The organism is Idiomarina baltica OS145, assembly GCF_000152885.1.
Taxonomy (GTDB): Bacteria; Pseudomonadota; Gammaproteobacteria; order Enterobacterales; family Alteromonadaceae; genus Idiomarina; species Idiomarina baltica.
On record NZ_AAMX01000001.1, the window covers coordinates 177,005 to 199,419 of the forward strand.

Sequence of the window (22,415 nt, forward strand, 5' to 3'; positions counted from 1 at the left end):
CGCTTGGGCTAAGGTTGGTGGTTGGTACGCAGACAAGTAATGGACTAAATAGACTATTTAAACCGAATGTGTTTGATAGAAGGTTAGTATCAAGATATTTTCAGGTAGTAGTAGACTGTGAGAATTCGAAGCCCAAATTTACTCTGTCAAAACAACACAACAACTTAGCGAGTTAAAAATTCGTAAGCCAGGGAAAATTAACGATGGACATAAGCGAACTGTATAAGGCTGAAGCAACCACTCCTTTTAACAATTCAATATCGTACTCTACCAGAGCAGGCTTTAGAATCCCCGAGTATCAACGACAATACGATTGGTCAGAGGAAAACATCGAACGACTTTACACTGATACGTTGAATGGTCTGAATCGAGTGAAATCCTCACATGATTCTTCGATTTATACTTTTCTTGGTTCAATAATAATGGTCGAAGAAAAATCAGTAGATCCTGATTTTGAGGGGGTTTCCCTGTCTATCGTAGATGGGCAACAACGCTTAACAACTTTGTCGCTATTTGCATGTGCTATTTACGAAAAGCTCAAAGCAGAGAAGAGTAAAGAATATAACAGAGGCCTTAGGCCTGAAGTCTCTTCATGGCTAGAAAAAGAGCTAGAATATCTACTAGGCTGTCTATATTACTGCGTTCTTGGTGTTCAACAAATTCCCCCATCATACTCTTACCCATACCCTAGAATAGTAAGAAGCGAAGATATAAGGGGAAAAAATTTACAGACCTCTGACTATAAGTCTCCAATTGCGTGCCTTTTCTTTAAATTTAGTAATTATGTAGAAAGCAGTGATACCGAATATAGTGTATCTAAAATCAAGAAATTGAAGGGTGGAAAAAAGGTTTTCGATAAATATCAGTATATACGCAAACTTTTAAACAATTTAAATAATCCGGAGTGGTACGATGATACCGATTCGGAACTGTTTGACGTACATAATATTGAGCGGAAACAGGTACGAAGCCTTTTCTCCAAACTTGAAAGCTGCATTCCTAACCAAAGCGACCAAAATAAAGCCCTTAGTGAGTTGACGAACTCTGCTGATCATCATGATTTTATAAGGTCCCTACTTTTTGCTCGATACTTTTGTGATTACATAGTTTTTACGAAGGTAGTAACTCAAGATGAAGGTGCAGCGTTTGATATCTTTGACGCTTTAAATACAACAGGTGAGCCACTAACCGCATTGGAGACGCTCAAGCCAAGAGTATTACAGTTTGAAAACCGTCACGGTAAATTTGCAGGATCCGAGTCTGAGCAAGCTTGGATTAAACTTGACGAACTAATAGAACAAAGATTTCTGGATACAAAAATAAAGCAGGCAGAAACCAAGGAGCTAGTAGTTTTATTCGCGCTTTATCAAGAAGGAGAGAAATTAAGTAAAGAACTTGCTGGACAACGTAATTTTTTACGAAATAGCTTTGATGCTGCATCAGATAAAGATCTCGCGTCAGCTCGAGCTTACATGGCATCCTTCGCAAAGCTTGCTGAGTTTAAACGGTATTACTTCGAAAACGACGGTATTGAAGAGCTAAGCCGCTTCCACAGGGGAGACAATTTAGACTTAGCTCAACTTCTTGCCTCTTTTCTCAAAAACATGAAGACGACTATGGCGCTTCCATTGCTTTGTAGGTATTGGAGCAGTGAATTAAAGACTGACGGAGATAAAGAGTTTTTAGACGTTTTTAAAGCCACTGTTGCTTTTCTAGTTTTAAGAAGAGCCTTTACCGGCACAACAGATGGTGTAGATGGTGTTTTTCGAGATTTAATGGCCATTAAATCAGGAAACAATAAATCCCAAAAATTTGGCTTCTGCATTAGTAACACTTCAACCCGATCACTACCTTCGGTCAATGAACTCAAAACAATTTATACTAATCTCCTGACGAAAAAAATAAAGCACCTAAATAAAGAAAACTGGGTAAGCCATGTTTCAGAAAACCCATTATATAAACAGTCTAAACAACTCGTAAGATTCCTTACTTTTGCAGCAGCCGACTTCTCATCACCTTCGAGTGAAGCTGGTTTATTGAGTCGAGAGGGCCTGAAAAAAGACTACAGAAGTTCTTTTTTTAACTATAAGCTTTGGTCTTCAGACCTATATGCTACAGTTGAACATGTAGCGCCAGAATCAGAAAAGGAAGGTGACTGGGATGGGGCAATATACAGAAACCAAATAACGCGCCATACTTTAGGAAACCTGACGCTTTTACCGAGTAAAGAAAACTCGAGCATTGGAAACGCGTCGTGGGAAAAGAAACGATTATTTTACTCATGCTTAACATCAGAAACTCATGAGGAACATCTAAAAAGGCTTGATCTAGCTAGGAAACAAGGAGTAAATCTATCTAAAAGTCTATTAAGACTTTTAGAATCTGGAGAGCTTTCACCATTACTTATCCCAGTACAAGGCGTAGATAAGTGGAATAAGGAACTAATTGAAAAAAGAAGCAGAAATGTAGCTGAACTAGCGTGGGATAAGTTGTGGCCTTGGGTAAACCCCGACGACAGTTGAAACTGTTTGGATAAATAGACATCATTTTCGCGAAAAATGCAGGAGCATTAGAATTGATTTACCTTGATAGCGTGGCCTCTTATCCATCACTGCCTGAGGTTGATGAAATTTTATACTCGACCGCAAAAAATAACTTTGCTAACCCCTCATCGTCCCATTCACTCGGCGAGCAAGGAAAGGAACTAGTAGAAGGAGCACGCGAGGCTGCGGCGGATTCGATAGGGGCGCTTTCTAGTGAAGTCGTTTTCACTAGTGGCGCAACTGAAAGTAATAATTTGATTATAAAAGGCGTCATTTTACCTTTACTGCTAAAGGGTCAAAAGCCTCATTTAATTACGTCGATTCTCGAACATAAATGTGTACTATCAATAAGTCGGTACCTAGAGTCTTTAGGTTGTGAAGTGACCTATCTTCACCCAAATTCGGATGGGGAAATTCAGCCATCTATCGTTAAAAATGCATTCAGGGAAAACACAGCCTTAGTCTCAATTATGCATGTGAATAATGAGTTAGGAACCATAAACCCTATCGCGGAAATTGGTGAAGTTTGCATGTCTGAGAAGATCCCCCTACATACTGATGCCGCGCAAAGCTACCTGAAGCTTGAAACAGATGTTGATGAGCTAAACGTTGACTTTATGTCGTTATCATCCCATAAGGTGGGTGGCCCGAAGGGAGTTGGCATAGCCTACATAAGAGATTTAAAAGACCTTGATATTAGCCCAGTTGTTCATGGTGCTGGACAAGAATTCGGTTTAAGAGGCGGTACATTGCCAACCCCTTTGATCGCCGCATTCGGTGTAGCTATTCAATCATTTTCAAAATACTATACTTTAGAAAAAACTAACAAGTTAAAAAGACAGCTCCTCGAGGGGCTTGAAAAAGCGAACATAAAATACAGAATTAATGGCGGACGCAATGTTATACCGTCTTGTATCAGTCTTACGCTAAGTAGCTCTAATATCCAAGCACTCCTTAGATGCAATCACGCCTCATTAGCCTTATCTCAAGGCTCCGCATGCTCTGCTAGGTCGATCGAACCCTCTCATGTTTTAACAGCTCTTAACTTCGATCGAGAACAGGCATCTAAAACACTAAGAATTAGCTTTAGCCATAAAAATACAGGAGAAGATATAAAAATCTTATTAGACGAAATAATAAAGTTTACAGGTAACTGATTAACCCAATATATTAGCCTAATTGACTCGACTGGTAGGATCACTATTTTATAAACGCTTGACCACATGCGTTAAGCTACACTGCGTTGAGCTAATAGAGTAACCAGTTACCTATACGAGATTAGTTATTTATAGCATGTGATACAAGCTCCGCCGCCCTCAACATCGTCATAAATTTCATCGATATCGCTAGACTCATAAACCCCTTCGATATCACCTAAAAGCGCGTTCCGCCTTTTCTTTTTCTTAAATCGTTCAACTTTTTTCTCATGATTCTCAATAATCTGAGCACGTCTCTCTGGATCTTCCAGAGTCTCTAACGGCTCACCTTTTCCCATCCAGTAAAACCTTTCTCCAGTGACGTTATTACCCTCGCCTTTCTCGAATTCTTTTGCTTGTTCAAATAGATCGGGATGGTTCTCTTTCAAACGAATCCACTCTATCTTTTTTTGGTAGAAACAAAACGAGCAACCTGAACGGGAGCGCCAACTATAGTAATCGGGTAAGTCTAATCCATTTCGTTGGAGAATATTTTCAATATCCGACTTTACTATACCGTCCTCTCTAAACGGCATAACGGTAGTAATCGGTTTATCAATAGTTAAGAGCCCTGTTCTGCTTGGTTCATCAGCTCGAATACCAACATAATTTACAATCCGATACCCTTCTTTGATGAAGTTGTCAGCCCACTGCTCAAAAGGTTTTAATTTAAGCTGAACAGTACACCAGCGATCTCGCTGAGACGGAAGAAAATTCTGATGCTTCTTAAGCAATGATTTAAAGTCTAGCTCCCCTCGTCCATCTATGTCATTTAGTGAACGAGCATTCAGCCTGTGAATAAATCCTAAACGCTCCTCGAGCTTGTCAATGAAATCATTAGTTTCGGGAAGTTCATACCCGGTGTCAGTAAAGAAATAGTCGATGTCTAAGTCAGGGCGAGTTTCTTTCATGTAAAGAGCCAGAGCACTGCTATCTTTTCCCCCTGAGAGCCCAAGAACATGTTTTATTTTTTCACTCATTAGTTCCCTCCAAAGCTTCGACAGGATGCATAAGCTCACTAAGTAACTTAACTAAAACCTCTCTTTTTAGATCGTTAGAAAGTGGTGTAAGTTCCTTGCTCAAAGATTTCAGAAGCCCCTCTATTTCAGGAGCGTTTTCTGTAGTCTTAGATATGTGACCCTCAAGCTCAACCAAAGCACCAGTTTCATCAGTTGTAATTAGTCCAACAGGTTTCGCTGAGGTTTTCGACGTCAGTTTTGTGAAGGTCTCCTCTCGCCTAAACTGACGACACAAGTTATAAATTTCATGCAACCCGTTATTGATATGCTTATCCGTCCAACTCCGCTCAGCCGCTCCGAGTGCTGTTGATACAACCCACTCAAATGAGTTTTTGTTGTTTATATATCCAGTCAAACGACTTGCGAATTCCTTTATAGACGGCCTATGGGCGGCCTTTGCGACCCGCTCACTTCTTTTTGCGAGCGCCTGGTCAAAGCTCCCACTTAGCTCTTGCCTGATAATCTGTTTAAATGCATCAACCAGAAGTGTGTGCTGTGATGTTAATTCGTCTATTGCTGACTTTAAGCGTACAGACAATTCATCAATAGATTCTTCAGATCCCTGGCCCTTATTGGGAATGTTGAAAATTTCAGGAATATCTTCAAGCACAAGCTTGTATGGGTCATTTGCTCTCAGCACACTATTTCGGAGGGCCTTAGCCTCTTTAGATAGTTCGACGCTCTTGTCTTCACAGTCAAAAAGATGGCCTGAGGTTTTCTTCACCCAAGGTGGCAAAGTATGGATTAGCTTCACAATATGCTTTGCTAGTTCTAGAAGGTTCGAGTCTTCCTTTGATTGCAACTCCGCAGCTGTTGCAATGCTGCGAACCACGTTGGTTTGGATCGAATCAATCTCAAAATACCTTACTGCAACCTCGTGAGAATGCTTATGTAACTTCTCAACAATAACTTCATCGAGCTGAGGTATGAATATAAAGCTTTGAGTTGAATCCTTGTCGTAAAAAGCTACCTTTCCCTCTAGAGATTTTAGTAGAGCTAAGGCATAAATACGGCAAAGGCCAGCTGTCAAACCGAAAGGCGGACGCATCCACATTTCATAAAGCTCTGACAAAGTAACCATTTTGTCTGCCGATTTAATAAAGTTAAAGCCACTCTCCCATAGTCTATAAGCATCTTCGAATTCTGCTTTTAATTCAGGACTCCAGTCAGATACAAACGCATACCCACACGGAGTCTTCTGGTGCCAACCTTTGCTTTTCAATACGGATAGATAAATACCTTTTTCCGGCGGGAAAGTGTTCTCATCAAAACCAAGATCAGACTCATGCTCGCTATTCAGCATTGCGAGCATCAACTTGTTCGTAGCTGAATTGGCGTTACCGGATGGCTTTGAACGATTTACCAGTTCGTTAATAACTGTAGGAGAGCGGTTGTACATTGAGTCAGCAGCTAGAGAGGCCAACTGTGACAACGCAGCAATGCCTTTTGACTCGCCCTTATAGAACCATTTCGCACTGGAAAACAACGCTTCAAGCTCGTTGGAAAGACGATGACGAGCATCAGATAAGCGATTGTTTAATTCCTTTTTTGCTACGTGATCGTGCGCTAACCTATCTTCTCGTTTAAATACGTTATTAATAGCAATTGACTCAATCGCTGATGCTTTTAGCTTACTTGTACTCTTCGGAGAACCTAATAGTAAACGAGGGTATTCCTTAGATAACTTTTTCAATTCATTGTGGTTTAGTGACTCGCCGATTAGAACAAAGGTACTAAACGGCTCTCCTGCCTTCGGTTGCTCTTTCGAATCAACCTGGGAAATCGCTTCTGCGTACTCCACAAAGGTAGTCTCTGTCCACCTCATGGCACCAGTTCTGTGGTAGTGTGAGGATGCTAGTATGTGAGTTGCAGAGTTGCATTCATTCGCCCAATTTACCCCGTCCTTAATCGACTCAACTTCGCTAGCAATAAGCTCATTTACATCAACGTCACTTCCTTGGAAAACAAATAGAGCATTATGTTTTTTTCTAAAAATAAGAACCGACGATTTTTCTAGTTCATCTATTACGCCTTCAACCTCTGGCCTTTCAAAGCCGTAACCTTCGTAATATTTAACTAACAGCTCGCGAGTTGCATATAAGTGGAAAGATTGACCAAAAACTGTTAGTAAGGCAACCAGAGAAGTGAGTTTACGGTACAGCTCTCCATCTTTAGCTCCCGCTCTATAAATTGCGTCGTTTGCTTCGAGCCAAGCCTTTCCATCTGGTGAGCTATTAATGAGATGTCCTAAATTAGTCTCTAAATAGTCCCACAGAAGATCCGGCCCATAGAGGTGTAATGAATCCGGCGACCATTCATTTTCCAGAAACCAGCGGAAGCCATACCTTTCACTTGAAGCTAAAAAACCAAAAATACTTCGCTCATTTTGTGAAAATCGCCGCCTAGAAATTGGCCCCAATAGTAGGCTGACTAGTGGGTCGATGGGTAAGGCGTTGAGCAACGGAGTAGTTGCAGATATTGCGGGCGGTAACTCAGTCGAAATCGAGTCAACTAACCCTGTGTATTTATTCAGTAGCCGTTTTTCTACCTCAGGCTCGACCCTGATAGAGTCTGCTATCAGAATAAGAGACTCATCCACGGTTGGGTTATAGCTCAAATCGCGATAGCGACCTTGAACTTTTGCCCATTCTTGCTGAGTAAGTGCAGCTTTGCCTTTTGCATACTGATTAAATGCTTGGTGTAGAAAACCAATGATGATGACTGGCTTTTCGGACTTTTGTGCCAAGTCAGCGAGTTCTTGAAAGAAATACAAATCTCCATCATGACTCGACTGATAATCCAATGCCTTTCCGAGTTCATCGAGTAGAATGACCACTCCATCTAAGTTCTTCAAGGCTTCTTGAATCGAATTATTAATCGCCTTTAAACAATCGGTATCAGACATAGGAGCGTTGAGACGACTAATCTCACAGTCCAACTGATTGCAAACTGATTCTGCTATAGAGTGTGCAGGGTTATTTAAACCGCACACATGTTTTATGACGCCCCAGCCATTTTTGTAAGGAAACGCTCTTTCAATAGTTTCATCTAATGAGTCTGCATTTTTAAATTTATTTAGAGTAGATTGTCGGTGGCTGCTATTACGCCCTAACGCACCCGATATCAGAGCCGCAAGAGTTGACTTACCCGAACCGTAAGGCCCCGTAACAGTGAATGCTCTTTGTGAACTTCCGTGAATCTCGCGCGCTACAGTAGATATTGTTGATTTCAACGTCCCATGAATGATAACTGCGTTTAAAAACTCATCGAAATTATCAGCAACCGCATCGATTCGAACCGAACTCTTGTACTTATCATTAATATAGACACTAGTAGACATAGCCGTCACCGTAAAAATCATCTAAAAATTGGGCAGGGTACTTCTTCAGAAACGGGTCAACCATAATTTGTCTCAGCCCAAGAGAATCGGTCCAAGATACTTTTCCGTTTGAAATGGAAGCTAGATCATCTAGCTTATTCGATAACCCTTGCTCAGATAGGCGAAAAATTCTACCAGGGGAACACGGTTTAGAGAGCAAGGAGTCAAAATCAATGGTGTTAACACCTGACTCAGCCGTCTCATTACCAACAAAACGACAAAGAGCATAGGCGAAAATCTCTGTAGGCAAAGATGGTCGCTCTGTGAACTCGCTAACGCAAAACCCGCCAGAAACCTCCGTAATGAGCCCCAGCTCAGAAAGTGGTGATGCAAAATGGTCTTCATCAACGGCTTTTGATTGCCGTGTTTTTTTACTATAGGTATGCAAAAAGCAATCTACGTCTTTCTTCACAGTAGATTTCTTTCCTGCTTCCATATTTGTCAAACTAATAGTGCTCGACATAATTTCGTCGACCAACTTAGGTTTTTCAAAGCTTTGAAAATTACAATAGTTGAAAAAGTAGCGATATGAAGTTAGTAGATCCGTAGAAGAATTCAAGCGGTAGTGAAGCAACCAAATAGAACCGGTTTTTTCGAGATAAGGATCAGCATTACCATAACTAGCATCTTCCTTAAAAAGAAAGCTACCTAAATCCGTCACTGCTAACTGACTTCGTGAATTAACCAAAGAGGACGAAATGACATCAGTCATCTCAGCCCAATAGCGAATTGCGTTCACCATATTTTTACCGACGCCTAATGAAACAATGGCATCGCGCACAAAATCATCCGATGACTTTGCATTTTTACTATTATTTATCAGTAGGTTAACAGCTTTATATAGCCACCCATACCGTAGAGGAAACGTATCATGACCTGAAAATTTCGGTTTCATTCTCAATACCTTTTTGGAGAGTTTCTCCAAAATAGCATAGGTAGAGAAAGAGTTTAATAGCAAGGACGCCTAATTAAGCTAAAAAAATGATGTCTATATCGAAGAGGGTTAACCCGCTCGACATATAACCTAAAGTTGTAGACAAGAACTGAATATGCTATTTAAACACTTAATTTTCAAGCGGTTATCTATGAATTAGGCCTCTTAGGCTCTTACCGAATTATCTATAACATCTAAAAAGTTCCAAAGAGGCTTTTGGTCTGTGTCACTTAATATTTGTATTAACCGAGGCACTCCTGCATGAGCTCTTTGACATGCGAAATCCCAAACTTTTCGCGGGTTCGCCAGTCCATCGAGAGACTCGCTTTCAGCCAAATAGACGGCCTGTATATACGTAATTCTTTCTGAATTTGACGAGAGAATATGGGCTTGTGTCGCGTTGTAGGTTTTTGAAGGTTTCACCAAGTCTAGACCTTCAACTGTTGCAAGAACAAACGCAAAAAACCAAAAGTCGACTTGACGTTCAAACGGAGCTATTTCGCTCGAGACGTTTTTGCCCCCCGTACTGCAATAGCTTCTAATTCTCTCGGCATAAGCCTCTGGTAGTTCGACATTGTAACTTGCAAACGGATTACTACTCATTTTAAATCTCCAATAATTTTCGTTCACATATATCACAGAACTCTCGGTGGTTGCATTCGCACCTCATTACGCTAATGGAGTCTTCATGCGGCTCATTTGCCAACATAGTTGGGTAGTGCGCGGGGTTTGTTAATGTAAAAACTTTGCCTGCATATCGATCTATTAACTCCTCAACCCCTTTTATTTCATCATGTGTAAGAAATAAAATAGGCTGAGAACCTTCAATAACAATATTAGACAATACAGATTGCTTTACATATCCGGACATCATTCCTAAAGGGGTGTCAATTATATTAGGCGCCTCAACCTGGCTTACTTTTGTCAGAGCTAAAATAAACGATAACGTAATAGCTCTTCTAGAGGCTCCGTTCAAGTCTTGGTCTGGATTGAGAAGATGGTCATTCTTTCCATAAACAACGATATCAAACTCTTCAGTAAGCTCAGCACGATTGATGAGGGCTCGTTCCTCTGAAACAGCACTTCCGATCATGCCAAGAAATATGCGGTTCATTTCAGAGCTTACTTTCTTCAGTTCATCTTTTTTCAAACGCTCAACTATTAATTGAAATACCTCACGAACCTCTTTACTTAAATCCCAGTTAAGAGCTGAATTATTTGTCTTTCCAAGCTTACTTCGCAACTTATTTAGGGAGTGCTCGGCATCTGCTCGTCGTTGTTGGACATCCTCTATTTTAGTTGCTCTGCTTGAGGCATTTGACAAAGCAATTCGCAATTCGCTCTCAATCTTTTCTTTGTGCCGTGTTAAGGCTTCTATCTGAGAATCTTCAAGCGTTTGTATCTCAGCCTCAACATCTCTTAGTTCTGACTCGGTATCCGAAATAGTAATTGAGCAACGGTTAAGTTCATCGAAAAGGTTTGAGTAATTCTCAAGCAACTGTTCGCCGGAATTCTCCGTTTCTATACTTCTAACGGAATAGTAAAGTGACGTAGCAGCCTCTTGAATAGCATCAGATTCTCGACTTTCATCGATTGAACGCTTAATTTCATCCCGTCTCGAAATACCCTTTGACGTAACACCATCTAAATCACTTCCACAAAAACAAGTCGTCCGTTCTAAAAGCTCTTCAAGTATCGGTATATTAACCTTTGGGAGCTGCTTCGACTTGTTTAATCTATTTAACTTATCTTGTGCCTTTTCTATCTGCCCTTTTAGAAGAGAGCGAGCAGCTAATTCGCCATACCCTAATTGCGATAAGCGCTTTAATGCCTGCTTCTCTGCCTTTTTCTGTTCTTCTATCCTACGCTCTGCTTTACTTTTCCTTTCAATCAGTACTGATTTATTTCCCAAGCGTATCAAGTCTTCCCTTTTGGAGTTTATCTGCCTCAATTCGGCTTCGAGTTCTTTTTGTCTTTCGTGAAACTCCGTTAGTTCTTGAGACCACTCCTCAATGTCCTCTTCATACCCGGACATTTTATCATTTAGCTCTTCAATTTCTCGCGCATAGTCCGTATTGTCAATTTCTTGGCTGAATTTATTAACTACCTGCCCTAAGTGCTTGATCGTGGCATCTAAAACATTCAACCCCAATAATGACTCTATAGCAGTGGCTACCCGCTTGCGTTTTTGCCCTTGGCTTGCCGCTGCTTCAATGAAAGACATTGCGCTATCGCCATCGGTGAAATAGACATTTCTCAGACTCTCTGGAAGAGTAGCTTCAATAACATCTTTAACTTCCGAGTCTAGTATCCGCTCTGCCCCGGTCGAGGTAATCTTCCATAGTTGGACAATTTCATGGTCCCGAAATTGTCCCCCCTTAGACTCCGAATATTCTTCGCACGATCTCTCAATTTTGTATCTATTCCTGGAAACAGACGACATTCCACGCCTGTTACTTTCAGCTAGCTCAACTTCGAAGTCTATTTCAACAGCAACTTTAACTTTTTTTGAATGATTCTTTTCGTCGGATGGAAATAAGGAGTAGTGCCCCCTTTGAGGTAAGGCCTTCGAGCCATAAAAGCACCAGAGCAATGCATTTAAGCAAGTAGTTTTACCTGTCTCATTAGCAGCTCTAATCACTGTTAGTTTCTTTTCATGGTCTGTAGAAAAGTCTAAAGATAAACTCTTCAGTAAACGAAAGTTTGATATTTTCGCGGATATTAATTTCATTTCGATTCTTCCTTGAAATCAATTGCTCTACTCATTATCTCTTCTCGCATTTCCGATATTATTTTCGTAGCAGATGTAGATTCGTTTAAACTAGACTCGATTAGATAAATTTTCTCGCAGAGGCTATTAAAAGCCTGTTGTTCACGGCCACAAGCGTTTAGGTCACTAACAGCTGTCTTAATCATCTCGTTTATTTTTTTATGTGATATACTCATAAAGCTCCCAATAACTCTAGAATCTTAGTTACGGCTTTTCCTCCACCATCTTTCGCCGTATAGTTAGAACTTAACTCTGAGAAGTAGCTTACACGCTTTAATTCACCCTTCAACAATGACGATAAATCCCCATCCACATTATCGCTCGATTTTTTAGGTGTGGGTAAAACGATGAAGTCGTGCAAATGCGCTATCGATTTCTGAGTACGTTCTGATTTCCTTAAAATCCTACCTAACCTCTGAATCCATTGCCTGTAAACAGTATTGCTCGCCAATAAAAAAGCGGTCTCTATCTGTGGAACATTAAACCCCTCATCAAGCACTCTTTTGGAAGTTAAAACGTCTAAATCACCAGTAGCAAATAACCTCAGAGTGTCTTTCAAAGTTTGAGAACTAGCTGTCTCCGCTTGAGTAACCTGATGAAACTTCACCCCTGCGTCAAGTAAAATGCTATTCACGGCCTCAAGCTGGTCGGGTTTCTTATCTGTACAGAATATTAACGCTCTTTTTATAGAGTAGTCCTTAGACTTCAATATTCGATGAAGCTCTGAAACTTTAGCGGAGCAGGACTCAATCAATACACGTCGCTTTCTGCATAGTGCTTCCCATCGTTTTCTATGTACGCTTTCACTGGGCTCCTCCTGAGCAAAAGAGAGTTTGTTTATTTCATAAGTCAACGCTTCAAACTCATCTTGCTCTTCAGCATTCAAGAATACTATGTGGGGATAATAATTGTAGGGTACTAAACATTTTCCTATTGCATCTTTTAATGAAAACTCGTAAACCACTTCACCAAAGTAACTAATTAAGAAATCAGTTCCTTCTTCATCAAATTGACGCACGTGAGTTGCAGATAAGCCCATGCGATAGTCAAACTTTTGTGTCAGTCCTCGTTGACTGGCCTCACTACCTAAATTGTGAACCTCATCAGCTATTATCATTAGAGCAGTTTTCCCACTCACACTATCTATGAGTTGATTAAGGTTTCCTTTACCAATTAGATTGTGAGTAACAATTACTACTTCAGTGTCGCTAACATCCAGCCGAAGTCGGCGCAGAGCATTTTTAAAGCCTGACTTAATCTCTGAAAATGAAATTCCTGAGGTATTAAACGGAGTGATGTTAAAATCTCTAATATCTCGTTCCCACTGACTCATTAGTGTTTTAGTTGGGACTGCTACAATAATCATAAGCTTTGAAACTTCAGGACTTTTCTGTAATCGCGAAGCAGCTACGAGAGATGTATAGGTTTTTCCACCACCTGTGGCAATCGAAAGGATACCTTTGCTTGAGTTTTTCTGCCAGGCCCGGATAGCTTCTCCTTGGTGTTGGAAGTCGCCTGAATCAACTTTAACAAAGCTTGGAACTTGCAGCTGGGCGGGAGCCTTTTCGTAAGGTCGAAGTTCTTGTTCTGACATTTCTACAAGTACTGAGTCAATTTCTCTATCAGTAAGAGCTGTAGACTTTTTTCTTACAAATTTGGCAATATCGTTAAATGTATCTTCATTTATTGTCAGTGTTTGAATATCCTGTTCGTCGCCCGACCATATACTTTCAAACTTTAAGCGTAGTTCTTGACAAATTTCCGCTGACTCACTAGACATCCAACTACGGCTCAAAACCAATTGCTCGAAATTATTGAAAAGGCCGCCTTTAGTAGCGTTGCTTGAGCCGTGAATGCATGCATCTTTCCCGTTGACAGAAAATAACCAGCACTTTGTATGAAAAATACCGTTTCGCTTTAATGCAATCTTAATATTGACACGCTGTTGATAAAGTAGATATGCAAGAGCCTCTTGACTTCTACTCTTTAGGTCTTCCGCGTTGACTTCCAGGTCCGGAAATAAAATATTAAAATAGCTCTGTCCTTTTTCATTCGCTTCGATTATTTTAGCGACGTCATCGGCCTCTAAATTGGGGCTTACAACAAACCTTAATTTACTTCTATGTTTGTTTTTCAAATACGTAGATATCGTGACTGCTAGCTCGGATAGAAAGTTACTCGAAAAGTAACCAACCATACAGTCGATGACTGATGATTCAGCTGCTACAGGAAGGAAAAGTTCAGTATCTACTTTAACTTCAGATGGGAAGTAGATTGCTTTTAACTCTGAGATTTCTTCTAATGTGCTATCCATGTCACCCTACACCATATGTCATTGTCAAAATGACTCGTCAAAACACAGTAAGAGATCTGAATATATTACGCAAGGTGATAAATAAATACCTAGGCTCAAAGTTGTTAATGCAGTGCTCGTATTTCCATACATCTACTCTGATGAGTAAGTAGTATCAAGTAGGTGTCTTAACGGTGAGTCTAAGAAGTAAGCTTGTGGTCATGGTCGCTTCCTAGAAGCAATTGCAACAGCAACCTGTGGCACAAAGTTGTCACAGATTTGTCACAGCCCTGATCCACAACAAAATTAACCACAAGAGCTAACGGTCGCGCCGAAAAAGTATCAAAGAGAGAGCTTAAGAATAAATATGAAGAGAAGAAAATCGCTGCAGGCCAGGGAAATGGTCCGCCCGATAGGATTCGAACCTATGACCTCAGCAATTAAAAGAAGGCAATCTGGTCAAAGGAGCGATGGGAACATATTGTCGCGCAAAATGCGCGACCTACGAATGGCGCACCCTATACCTTTGCCTCCGGAGTGCAGACCGACGAAACTGGGCAGTTTGGGGTTAACCGTCCGAAACTGACTTTACTTGGTATATCAATAGTTTACTGAGTTTCGGCGGCAGACCATTTAGCCAGAGGTAAGAACGTAAAAGAACAATACAATGCAAAACTTGCCACAATCCAGCCACCCAAAATGGACCACTAGCCAGAAAGTTTCGAGTTTCGAAGCTGACTACGAACACCCGAACTCAGCTTCGAAATTGAACACGAAGCTCAGAACTGGAAATTTTTCACATTCGAGCTATCCTAAGCCCTTCGGGCTTAGGAGGAAAGCTGCTAGCTCTCGCGATTATTAAAAAATAATATGATTGGCAGCGAATCGCTTTGGTCTGCCATGCGCGGTAAGCTTGAGGCCGCTGTTGCCGACGGCGCTCTTAAGCAAGCCGAGACTTTGCTAATTAGAAGGCTATCTTTACCGCCTTCACAGGCTTTTTAACGACCTCAATTAACTCATATGTATCACCATCTCTATTCTTGTCGACAACTTTCACTTCGTATTCGTTGCCAGAAATAACGACTTTATCCCCATCTTCATAGACCTTACTGCTATCAAAAAGTGGCTCAGGAAGTAGTAGCTTATGTTGCATATCTGTACCTTTGGTTAATGAAAACAAATCAATTATAACTGGTCAGACCAGTTAGTCAACCTCGATATTTCCTTCCAGCGTTATGTTCGATGTATAGAGTTTTTGATTTGTGTTTACGTCAAGCTTTTCAGAGATATCAATGCCAAGAAACTTACGCCTGCTTTCATGAACTTTTATACTTCGGTCCAATGTCTGGAGCCTGAGCTTTCGGTCTTTTTGAGAGAAGTATGGAGCTATCTTCGAATACATATATTAGAGCTCTAGAGGTCTTTGGCCGATAATCTCGTCAGCAAGTTCGTGGCGATGCTCGAATGAAAGGTTCCGGAATAACGGGGTAGAAACCCATCCCGCACTCACTACGTTAAACGTAATTACGTTCGATAAACCACTCATTCTAATGTTCATGTTGTTGGCATTTTTAATCTTTTGCCTTATCAAAGCCTGCAAATCATCGCCTGCTTGAAAAAAGTATCGTTTTTTTCGTCTCAGAAAATCCTTAAAAATATAGAGAAAATATTCGCTTTTTAACTATTTCCAATTTCCGTAACTTCATCTCCGATTTTTTCGCGTTCCATCAGCTAGCATAAGTCATGTGGCTTTCAAGCCGATTTTTCTGAATTGCATTAACGAGGTAATGCTATGGACAACAACAGACGACAAATGATTGACGTACCGCTCACGAGATTAATCATCCATCCGCGTGCACAACCGGCTTACGAGTTTGAACTTGATTTGCAACACCAATGCATGCAACAGACTCAAGATTATCCATCAGACCAAGCCCTTCAGTTGGAATACCCCCAAGTCATGCCAGACAACAGCAGTTATCAAGTAATCGCTGGTTGGTCTCAACTTCTGACTGCACGCTACGATATGAATAAGCTGCTGACAGTCATTTGCGTCCCAGACATCGAATCACCGGTAGTATCGAATACTGCCTGGCGATATGTTTTATCACGGATGCTAAACCAGGTGCATCATCCAACTTACTGCGCACAACTACGTAGAGCTCTGGAAAAAAGCAATCTCTCACATTCAGATATCGAAGAGCTAACAGGCGTATCCGCAAAAACAATTGGAGCTATCGCGCGCAAACTCTCTCGGACCAGTCTCAGCACGTCGAAGCGACAATTACAAAAACTCCAGAGCGAGCGTATCGAAAAAATGGGAGAGCAGTTATGAGTGGCAGAAAACAAAAGTATCAGGGTAAGCACCAGAAAAGGAATCAGAAACGTCCTCAGTCCTCCCCTTACCGGCTAACCAGATCAACGTTGTCCGAATTGTCTTCATTTCTTCTCAGTGACCCCGACGATTTGACGCGAGGCTTGGCATTAGCCAAGTTAGCCACTGGACGCAATATGAGATCGCTTGTCGATGCGAGCTTGGACTTTGAGATTCTTAGCACAGGCGTTGGTAAACTATCCAATAGCTGGCGCTATGGAGTAGCTTCTTCACCAATATTTGATGAAGCATCAAAACTTGTGACCAAAGACGATAATTACATCCTATTGCCGCCATGTGTCGCGAAACCTACCGCCCAAGCCCGCTCACAATCAATACCAATCGATATACTCGAGAGTAGAGTCGCTCGGCTACTCGCTGGGAAACGAGGTCCATCAGGACAGCTGATAACGCCCAATGCACTCCAGCGCGTCATTGATTTCGAATTCACTACGGTAAATATGACACGCTTTGAACGTGACTTTATCGCGGATAGAAAAATGAATGACAACATGCAAAATTTTTATGCAGCATTCTCTGCAAAAACGCTTCATAAACATCACACAGATTTCATGGCTTTATTCTTACCAGAGGATGAAATCGAAGCATATAAACAGACGTCAATTCCTGACGACACACTGTTTGGTTCGAAAAAAGCCTTGTCATCTCACGGGGTTGAATATGTGTTTTCACAGCTTCAATCCGCGCTCAGGAATGCGTTGATTAAAGAGGATCGTATCGCAGCACATAACATTTACACAGCTTATGTTGTTAACTTGCTGCAATTTGCGACGATGCATCGCCCCGCTCCCGATGTATTTAGAACGATAGGTGCCTTTCTTGATGATTTTAATCAAGTGGAAATCGTCGATAAATCCGATAGCTCTGCACGACTAGTCCCTGTGTGCCAACGCGCTCGGCAGGTAATTCTTCATTACATCGATTATTTAAAGTGCTATCAAGAGCGTTTTAGATTTACTAACACCAACAATTATCAGGCGATCGACGACATGCTATCTGGCCGCTCAAACCTCTTTCGCATCCAAACAGCATCGACTTTTTTACCCAACTTCGATCACTTACGTGGCTATCTTTCTGATGCGGTTTTCAGATCGATAAACTGGCATCGCCATACAATGGCAAGCCTACTCATCCAGTCAGACGTCGACCGGGATGTCCTTGCGGCCTTTATGGGTCACCGACAGGCACTGGACTCGCCAACAAAATCGAGCTCAACATTTCGTTACCAGCAATTGCTCGATATTAGTGAACGGGTTGATCACATCATGGAAGCGCTGGCTCTACCGAAAAGCTCATTGATGAGCAAATAGGGAGATAAAAATGGACTTACTTCGAAAAGTTATCACCGAGCATGCGACACCGCAGAAGAGCAAAATTGAAAAAGCGAGTATCAACTGCGCTGACACGTTAATGCATCTGATATGCCGCGAGCCAATTGATACTCTCAACGATGCGCATAAAGAAATGGTATTTTCAACAATCTACGACTCCGTGCATGCTAAAAAGTCATTAAGCAGCAAGTTCAGACGTGCACTCATAGATGCAATTAACCAAAAACTTTATGGCCAACACTACTATTCAACGCCCCGCTTAAACGGCTTTGTTGATCCAAAAATCGTTAAAGCTAAGTCGTTACTCCACGGAGCAATAAATGAGGTTAATCTCCTAGTCTCGGTGCAAAAGTCGTTTAACAATAGTTATCCACTGTTTCTTGTCCTGTTTCACGCCGCGTTCGAAAGTGGTTTATGTTTCGAGGAAGCACTGGATGCACTGCTAACGACAGTTACAACATCAAAAGTCGTGCTCAAAAAAATTGAAGGAAACTGGGTTATTCCTCTTATTTACTCACGTCGAGGTCATGAAACCAACACAAAGGCAAATAGAAGGAAAGTCACTCAACGTAACTTTTATCCCGGCCCACTCACCCTGTTTGCAATATCCGGTTTTATAAAAAGTCGGGCAACCGCCTGCATAAGCGGAGACGCAACAACGCTGCTAAAAAATGAACTGTCTGCAATTGCCTCTCAACAAGCCATCAAAAAGCTTAATAATCGCACGTTCTTGCGTGCGGTTGCGCAGCTCGTCAGCGAGCAGCCCGGCTCAAATATGCCAAGTTTTCTACGGCATTTTGCAGGCGGAGACTTAAGTAGCGCCTCAACGTCCATCGAGTGCCTTCAGTGCATTAAAAGCCAAACTTTTCATAATACCATCGCGTCGCCGACCCAACCCAATCCAGTATCTATACCTAGGCAACCTGCTGGTGTGCTTAAAAAACGTGATCTTCCGGCTTATCATTCAGAGTTCAGCGAAGGTTTGCGAGAGTTATTCAAAGCCAGGAATGATCACCACCGCAGTGCCGCAGAGCGTAAAGCCTTCATTATTCGAAGGATTGATAGCTTCTATGAGTCGCGTAAGCGCACTATCAGCGACTCTGAGTTCATGCTCATTGATTGGCTGCGATATTGTTATCGGGAGGGTAACTTAACCAAGTTTGCAACCGGGGCTCGTTACGTAAGCTCTGTTGCGACCATCTGGCTCGACGTTTGCCAACAAACGAGCGTTTTTGTGCTCGATGAAGATGAAATGACAGAGCTCTACGAGCAGTTAATGAACAAAAAGAGCCTCTCGGACTCACAATACAGCGAATCAATCATCGAGCTAATGCACTTCTTAAATGAAGAGCACGATATTGCGTTGCCCCAACAACTTGAGCCAAGAGATAAACAAAAATCTGTTCATGTCCGCTCAAATATCCCCTCAGAAGTGCACATCAAGCAACTGTTTACTGATATCGGCGAGCTTTACGCTAACCAATCATCTCACCTTCGCGAGTCAGTTATTGCGCTACTCATCCTATGCTCCAGGCTTAACCCTAGACCAAATGAAGTACTCAACCTAGAAATAAAGGATATTGACCTGCTCCTAAAAGGTCATTTGTTCGTAAGAACCAACCGCCACTTTAGAGAAAAAACATACTCCGCCAAACGACTGATTGAGCTTGATACTTTCTTACCACCTGATGAATCCAAGTTTATCCGCTGGTTTATAAATCGCCGAATGGAGCAAGCCGGGCGTTACCTAAGTGCAGATGGAAGAGTGAGATTCACGAACCCACACATGCTCATCTTTTCCAGACTGCCGCATAACAATGTCTTTCTCAACATGCGCGAAATCAGCCAGCATGTAACTCGACTGCTATCATCATATACGGGCGTTCATACCCCAATGTATCAACTGCGCCACTTCGCAATTTCTACCGCGGTATTGGTCTGTTTTGCGTCGGACGATACCGTACGCGCCTTAACGCCATATTCACCAGAGCAAGTAGCCGTTATCAGAGATTACTTTCAACTAAGCGACTCCCTAAACGTGCTCTATAAGATATCAACCTGGGCCGGCCACCTTGAGCCAGGCATGACGTTATCAACCTACACGCACTTCACTGACTTATTGCTTTTCGAGTCCATCATGCGTTCGCACACCACAACCAACATGTCTTCGGTAAGGAACCTTTCACGCATGCAGCCGGCGCGTATGAGCAAGCTTCTACCGGAGGGCGCAAACGCTGAAGCACTCAATAAAACAGAGCTGATGTCACTTGCTGATAGATTACTAAGCAAAGAGCGAGGCGGATGGGTAGTCAAACAGCACAAAGGGATTGAAAAAGGAGATATCGACATGGATAGTTTATTCACTCAAAAAACAGAGTTCGATGCTGAGCAAGTAAGCCTTGTGTTAGAGGCCTCCGACAAAGGTCGCTCTATTGAGCAAATTTGTGACCTTTACAACCTGGAACGCAAAATGGTGGAAGCACTCATAGATGCGGCTCGCGATACTAAAGAGCGCTATAAAACGAAGCATAGAAAGTTCAGACTGTACGCTGCTGAGACATCAAAGCTTCATGTACCGCTACCGAATTCCAATGATGACATCATGGCCGCAAATATAATCATCAATAAACTTATGCCGGCTGCGATGCACTATCTTGACAACCAGGTTAGAAAAGCAAGTCATATACTTTTAAGCGCTTCGACGCATAGCCACCGTTACGTTTCCTTCAATACAAAAGAAATAGACGATGCCATCAATCTCATCACAGCTTTAAAACCAGTCGTCCCCGCTTCACGCTTGTATCTTGAGATTCACGTCGACAACTCGATTTGCGGGACTCCCGTTGAAAAATACCGGGATGATATTTTGAAAGTTGTAACAGCACATTGGAATGATGTTTTGAATGCTGTTGGTCACTTCGAGATAGTACTTAAAGATGGCGGGAAACGTCAAAATTCTATGGGCGTTGCTCGCCTTTACTTCCTAGGCCATGATATCAACGAAAATAACGCTCAATACTTAAAGAGAAATAGCGAACAATATGCCTCGAGCGCACTTCGGTATGCTTTTCACACGCTTGCGATCTATTCGGGGGCTCTGAGAAGGTATTACGACCCGGGATTTACATATGACCCGAATAATATCTATGAGCTCACTTAGACCTTTCTTACAGAGGATAATGGTTGTCTCACACCAAACTACGATCTGCTTCTTACCAAGAGCGGACGTTAACGCCTCAAACACCGGCTTGGTGAAGTTGGCGGCTTTTGTGCGTCTTTTTGCACAAAAGGTGACAGTTTTGCCATGTCCGAGTGCTTTGACTTATTAAGTGACACTGATGTCAGCCTCGATTGTGGACGTTACAAGGACCACTGATGACGGAGGGAGCGGCACGCTAGGTGACTACACCTGGCCCACCAAGATAACGCGCTCATTTTTATCCCAGGCCGCCACCATGTTGCCTTTGTTGCGGCGCTCTCTCAGTGCATCGCTGTAATAGCTATCGGGAAAAACCAGCATGTATTTCTCAGTTTTCGAGCCAATCCATAACTCAGAAGACTCGGAGGCACCACACAAGCCTGAGCACAGATGCAGCTCGGTTTCGCGAGATTCTCTGCTAAAACTGGCGATAATAGATACTTGAATGGTGCTCATTAAATTCACTTAACGCCCGCAGCACGCGCGGCTATGCAGTGAAGGCGAAGTCGCAACGGAAAAGCCGCCGCCGTGCCTGCACTTGTTAGGTTGACTATGACGGATAATATTGGCCATTTGATTTTCTTACATAGTTTGCTGGGTAGTATCGTCCGTCTGATTTCCTGACAAAGGCTGAAGGATAATAATATCCATCAGATTTTCGCACCCAAGATGGAGGGTAATACTCTCCATCTGATTTTCTCATCCAACTAGGGGGGTAGTATTTTCCATTAGACTTTCTAACCCAGTCGCCAGGGTAATAGTTCCCATCCGACTTTCTAACAGAACTGCCTGCTAAAAATGGAAAAATCTCTGCCTGAACCTCTGGGAACGTCGCAGCCAATGATTGTATTTGTTCATTGAAGCCTGTAATCAAATTCATTACACATGCACCTTATTCATTATTAAACCTAACGCCGTCGCTGTGCCTGGCTTGTTTATGCATTTTTGCGTAGCCCTCTGGGCCACACTGTTTTAACTACACCAAAAAACCGACGATCTATCTCTATCGGACCAGAATGAGGAGAGTCCAATATGGCCAAAAAGATTATCTGACACGGGTAATCGTCATGTTGAAATGGCACGCTCTTCTTGCTCAGAAAGAACTCTATATAGTTCCGATCATTCTCCACTTCAAACGGTGAATCGCAACTGGTGGTGAACTCAAAGTCATGCCTACCTATCGGCTCGGCCTCTATGCTCCAGCTTATATCTTTCAAATGACCTATGGGAAAGGGCCAGCTATCCTCGAACAGCACCACCGGATTAAAGTGCAAATTCATCGACTGGCGCCTATTTTCATGGGACGTCACCGTTGCTGTACTCAAATGGACTCTCATTTGCTACTCATATTCGACC

At 42.1% G+C, this 22,415-nt stretch carries 14 protein-coding genes; 5 read left to right on the forward strand and 9 right to left on the reverse strand.

Annotated features, from left to right (window positions below):
- Positions 1-203 precede the first annotated feature (203 nt).
- Together OS145_RS00850 and OS145_RS00855 are read left to right on the forward strand one after the other, a co-directional pair.
- The gene (locus tag OS145_RS00850) at positions 204-2,522 is read left to right on the forward strand and encodes a DUF262 domain-containing protein (RefSeq protein ID WP_006954020.1); all 2,319 of its coding nucleotides are present in this window, start codon (positions 204-206) and stop codon (positions 2,520-2,522) included.
- 53 nt (positions 2,523-2,575) lie between these two features.
- Positions 2,576-3,700, forward strand: coding sequence for a cysteine desulfurase family protein (locus OS145_RS00855; protein WP_006954022.1), 1,125 nt, complete (start codon positions 2,576-2,578; stop codon positions 3,698-3,700).
- A gap of 125 nt (positions 3,701-3,825) precedes the next feature.
- Here the strand turns inward: OS145_RS00855 and OS145_RS00860 are convergent, their stop codons facing one another.
- The 7 genes from OS145_RS00860 to OS145_RS00895 all read right to left on the reverse strand — a co-directional run bounded on the left by OS145_RS00860 (position 3,826) and on the right by OS145_RS00895 (position 15,287).
- Positions 3,826-4,719: a phosphoadenosine phosphosulfate reductase family protein gene (locus tag OS145_RS00860; protein ID WP_006954023.1), complete on the reverse strand. Its 894-nt coding sequence runs from the start codon at positions 4,717-4,719 to the stop codon at positions 3,826-3,828.
- Positions 4,712-8,098, reverse strand: coding sequence for an ATP-binding protein (locus tag OS145_RS00865; protein WP_006954026.1), 3,387 nt, complete (start codon positions 8,096-8,098; stop codon positions 4,712-4,714). Before OS145_RS00865 ends, OS145_RS00860 begins: the two co-directional genes overlap by 8 nt.
- Positions 8,088-9,032 (reverse strand): DUF4007 family protein, encoded by a 945-nt coding sequence (locus OS145_RS00870; protein ID WP_006954027.1) that lies wholly within the window; start codon positions 9,030-9,032, stop codon positions 8,088-8,090. Before OS145_RS00870 ends, OS145_RS00865 begins: the two co-directional genes overlap by 11 nt.
- Positions 9,033-9,236: 204 nt before the next feature.
- Complete coding sequence (locus OS145_RS00875) at positions 9,237-9,674, reverse strand: hypothetical protein (protein ID WP_006954029.1); 438 nt, start codon at positions 9,672-9,674, stop codon at positions 9,237-9,239.
- A gap of 1 nt (position 9,675) precedes the next feature.
- On the reverse strand, positions 9,676-11,802 hold the full coding sequence (locus OS145_RS00880) for an AAA family ATPase (RefSeq protein ID WP_006954031.1): 2,127 nt from the start codon (positions 11,800-11,802) through the stop codon (positions 9,676-9,678).
- 211 nt (positions 11,803-12,013) lie between these two features.
- Entirely contained in the window at positions 12,014-14,155 is a 2,142-nt protein-coding gene (locus tag OS145_RS00890; protein ID WP_006954035.1) for a DEAD/DEAH box helicase family protein, read from the reverse strand.
- Positions 14,156-15,098: 943 nt separating this feature from the next.
- Complete coding sequence (locus tag OS145_RS00895; protein ID WP_006954039.1) at positions 15,099-15,287, reverse strand: hypothetical protein; 189 nt, start codon at positions 15,285-15,287, stop codon at positions 15,099-15,101.
- A gap of 639 nt (positions 15,288-15,926) precedes the next feature.
- Here OS145_RS00895 and OS145_RS00905 point away from each other — a divergent pair.
- The 3 genes from OS145_RS00905 (at position 15,927) to OS145_RS00915 (ending at position 21,020) form a co-directional block, all read left to right on the forward strand.
- On the forward strand, positions 15,927-16,469 hold the full coding sequence (locus tag OS145_RS00905) for a transcriptional regulator (RefSeq protein ID WP_006954044.1): 543 nt from the start codon (positions 15,927-15,929) through the stop codon (positions 16,467-16,469).
- 176 nt (positions 16,470-16,645) lie between these two features.
- Positions 16,646-17,839 carry a site-specific integrase gene (locus tag OS145_RS00910; protein WP_131382106.1) on the forward strand — a complete coding sequence of 398 codons (1,194 nt, stop codon included), beginning with the start codon at positions 16,646-16,648 and terminating at the stop codon, positions 17,837-17,839.
- Between the two features lie 10 nt (positions 17,840-17,849).
- A complete protein-coding gene (locus OS145_RS00915; RefSeq protein ID WP_006954048.1) occupies positions 17,850-21,020 on the forward strand; it encodes a hypothetical protein in 3,171 nt (1,056 codons plus the stop codon).
- Between the two features lie 243 nt (positions 21,021-21,263).
- On the opposite strand, the gene OS145_RS00920 is transcribed toward OS145_RS00915, so the two are convergent.
- Together OS145_RS00920 and OS145_RS13320 are read right to left on the reverse strand one after the other, a co-directional pair.
- Positions 21,264-21,515: a hypothetical protein gene (locus OS145_RS00920; protein WP_006954050.1), complete on the reverse strand. Its 252-nt coding sequence runs from the start codon at positions 21,513-21,515 to the stop codon at positions 21,264-21,266.
- Between the two features lie 94 nt (positions 21,516-21,609).
- Positions 21,610-21,939 carry a hypothetical protein gene (locus OS145_RS13320; RefSeq protein ID WP_131382108.1) on the reverse strand — a complete coding sequence of 110 codons (330 nt, stop codon included), beginning with the start codon at positions 21,937-21,939 and terminating at the stop codon, positions 21,610-21,612.
- Between the last annotated feature and the right edge of the window lie 476 nt (positions 21,940-22,415).

What these genes read in the sequence shown, in the direction of transcription:
- OS145_RS00870 (WP_006954027.1), bottom strand. Translation starts at nt 9,032, where the DNA reads ATGAAACCGAAATTTTCAGGTCATGATACGTTTCCTCTACGGTATGGG.
- OS145_RS00895 (WP_006954039.1), bottom strand. Translation starts at nt 15,287, where the DNA reads ATGCAACATAAGCTACTACTTCCTGAGCCACTTTTTGATAGCAGTAAG.
- OS145_RS00905 (WP_006954044.1), top strand. Translation starts at nt 15,927, where the DNA reads ATGGACAACAACAGACGACAAATGATTGACGTACCGCTCACGAGATTA.
- OS145_RS00920 (WP_006954050.1), bottom strand. Translation starts at nt 21,515, where the DNA reads ATGAGCACCATTCAAGTATCTATTATCGCCAGTTTTAGCAGAGAATCT.
- OS145_RS00915 (WP_006954048.1), top strand. Translation starts at nt 17,850, where the DNA reads ATGGACTTACTTCGAAAAGTTATCACCGAGCATGCGACACCGCAGAAG.
- OS145_RS00860 (WP_006954023.1), bottom strand. Translation starts at nt 4,719, where the DNA reads ATGAGTGAAAAAATAAAACATGTTCTTGGGCTCTCAGGGGGAAAAGAT.
- OS145_RS00875 (WP_006954029.1), bottom strand. Translation starts at nt 9,674, where the DNA reads ATGAGTAGTAATCCGTTTGCAAGTTACAATGTCGAACTACCAGAGGCT.
- OS145_RS00865 (WP_006954026.1), bottom strand. Translation starts at nt 8,098, where the DNA reads ATGTCTACTAGTGTCTATATTAATGATAAGTACAAGAGTTCGGTTCGA.
- OS145_RS00850 (WP_006954020.1), top strand. Translation starts at nt 204, where the DNA reads ATGGACATAAGCGAACTGTATAAGGCTGAAGCAACCACTCCTTTTAAC.
- OS145_RS00880 (WP_006954031.1), bottom strand. Translation starts at nt 11,802, where the DNA reads ATGAAATTAATATCCGCGAAAATATCAAACTTTCGTTTACTGAAGAGT.
- OS145_RS00910 (WP_131382106.1), top strand. Translation starts at nt 16,646, where the DNA reads ATGAGATCGCTTGTCGATGCGAGCTTGGACTTTGAGATTCTTAGCACA.
- OS145_RS13320 (WP_131382108.1), bottom strand. Translation starts at nt 21,939, where the DNA reads ATGAATTTGATTACAGGCTTCAATGAACAAATACAATCATTGGCTGCG.
- OS145_RS00890 (WP_006954035.1), bottom strand. Translation starts at nt 14,155, where the DNA reads ATGGATAGCACATTAGAAGAAATCTCAGAGTTAAAAGCAATCTACTTC.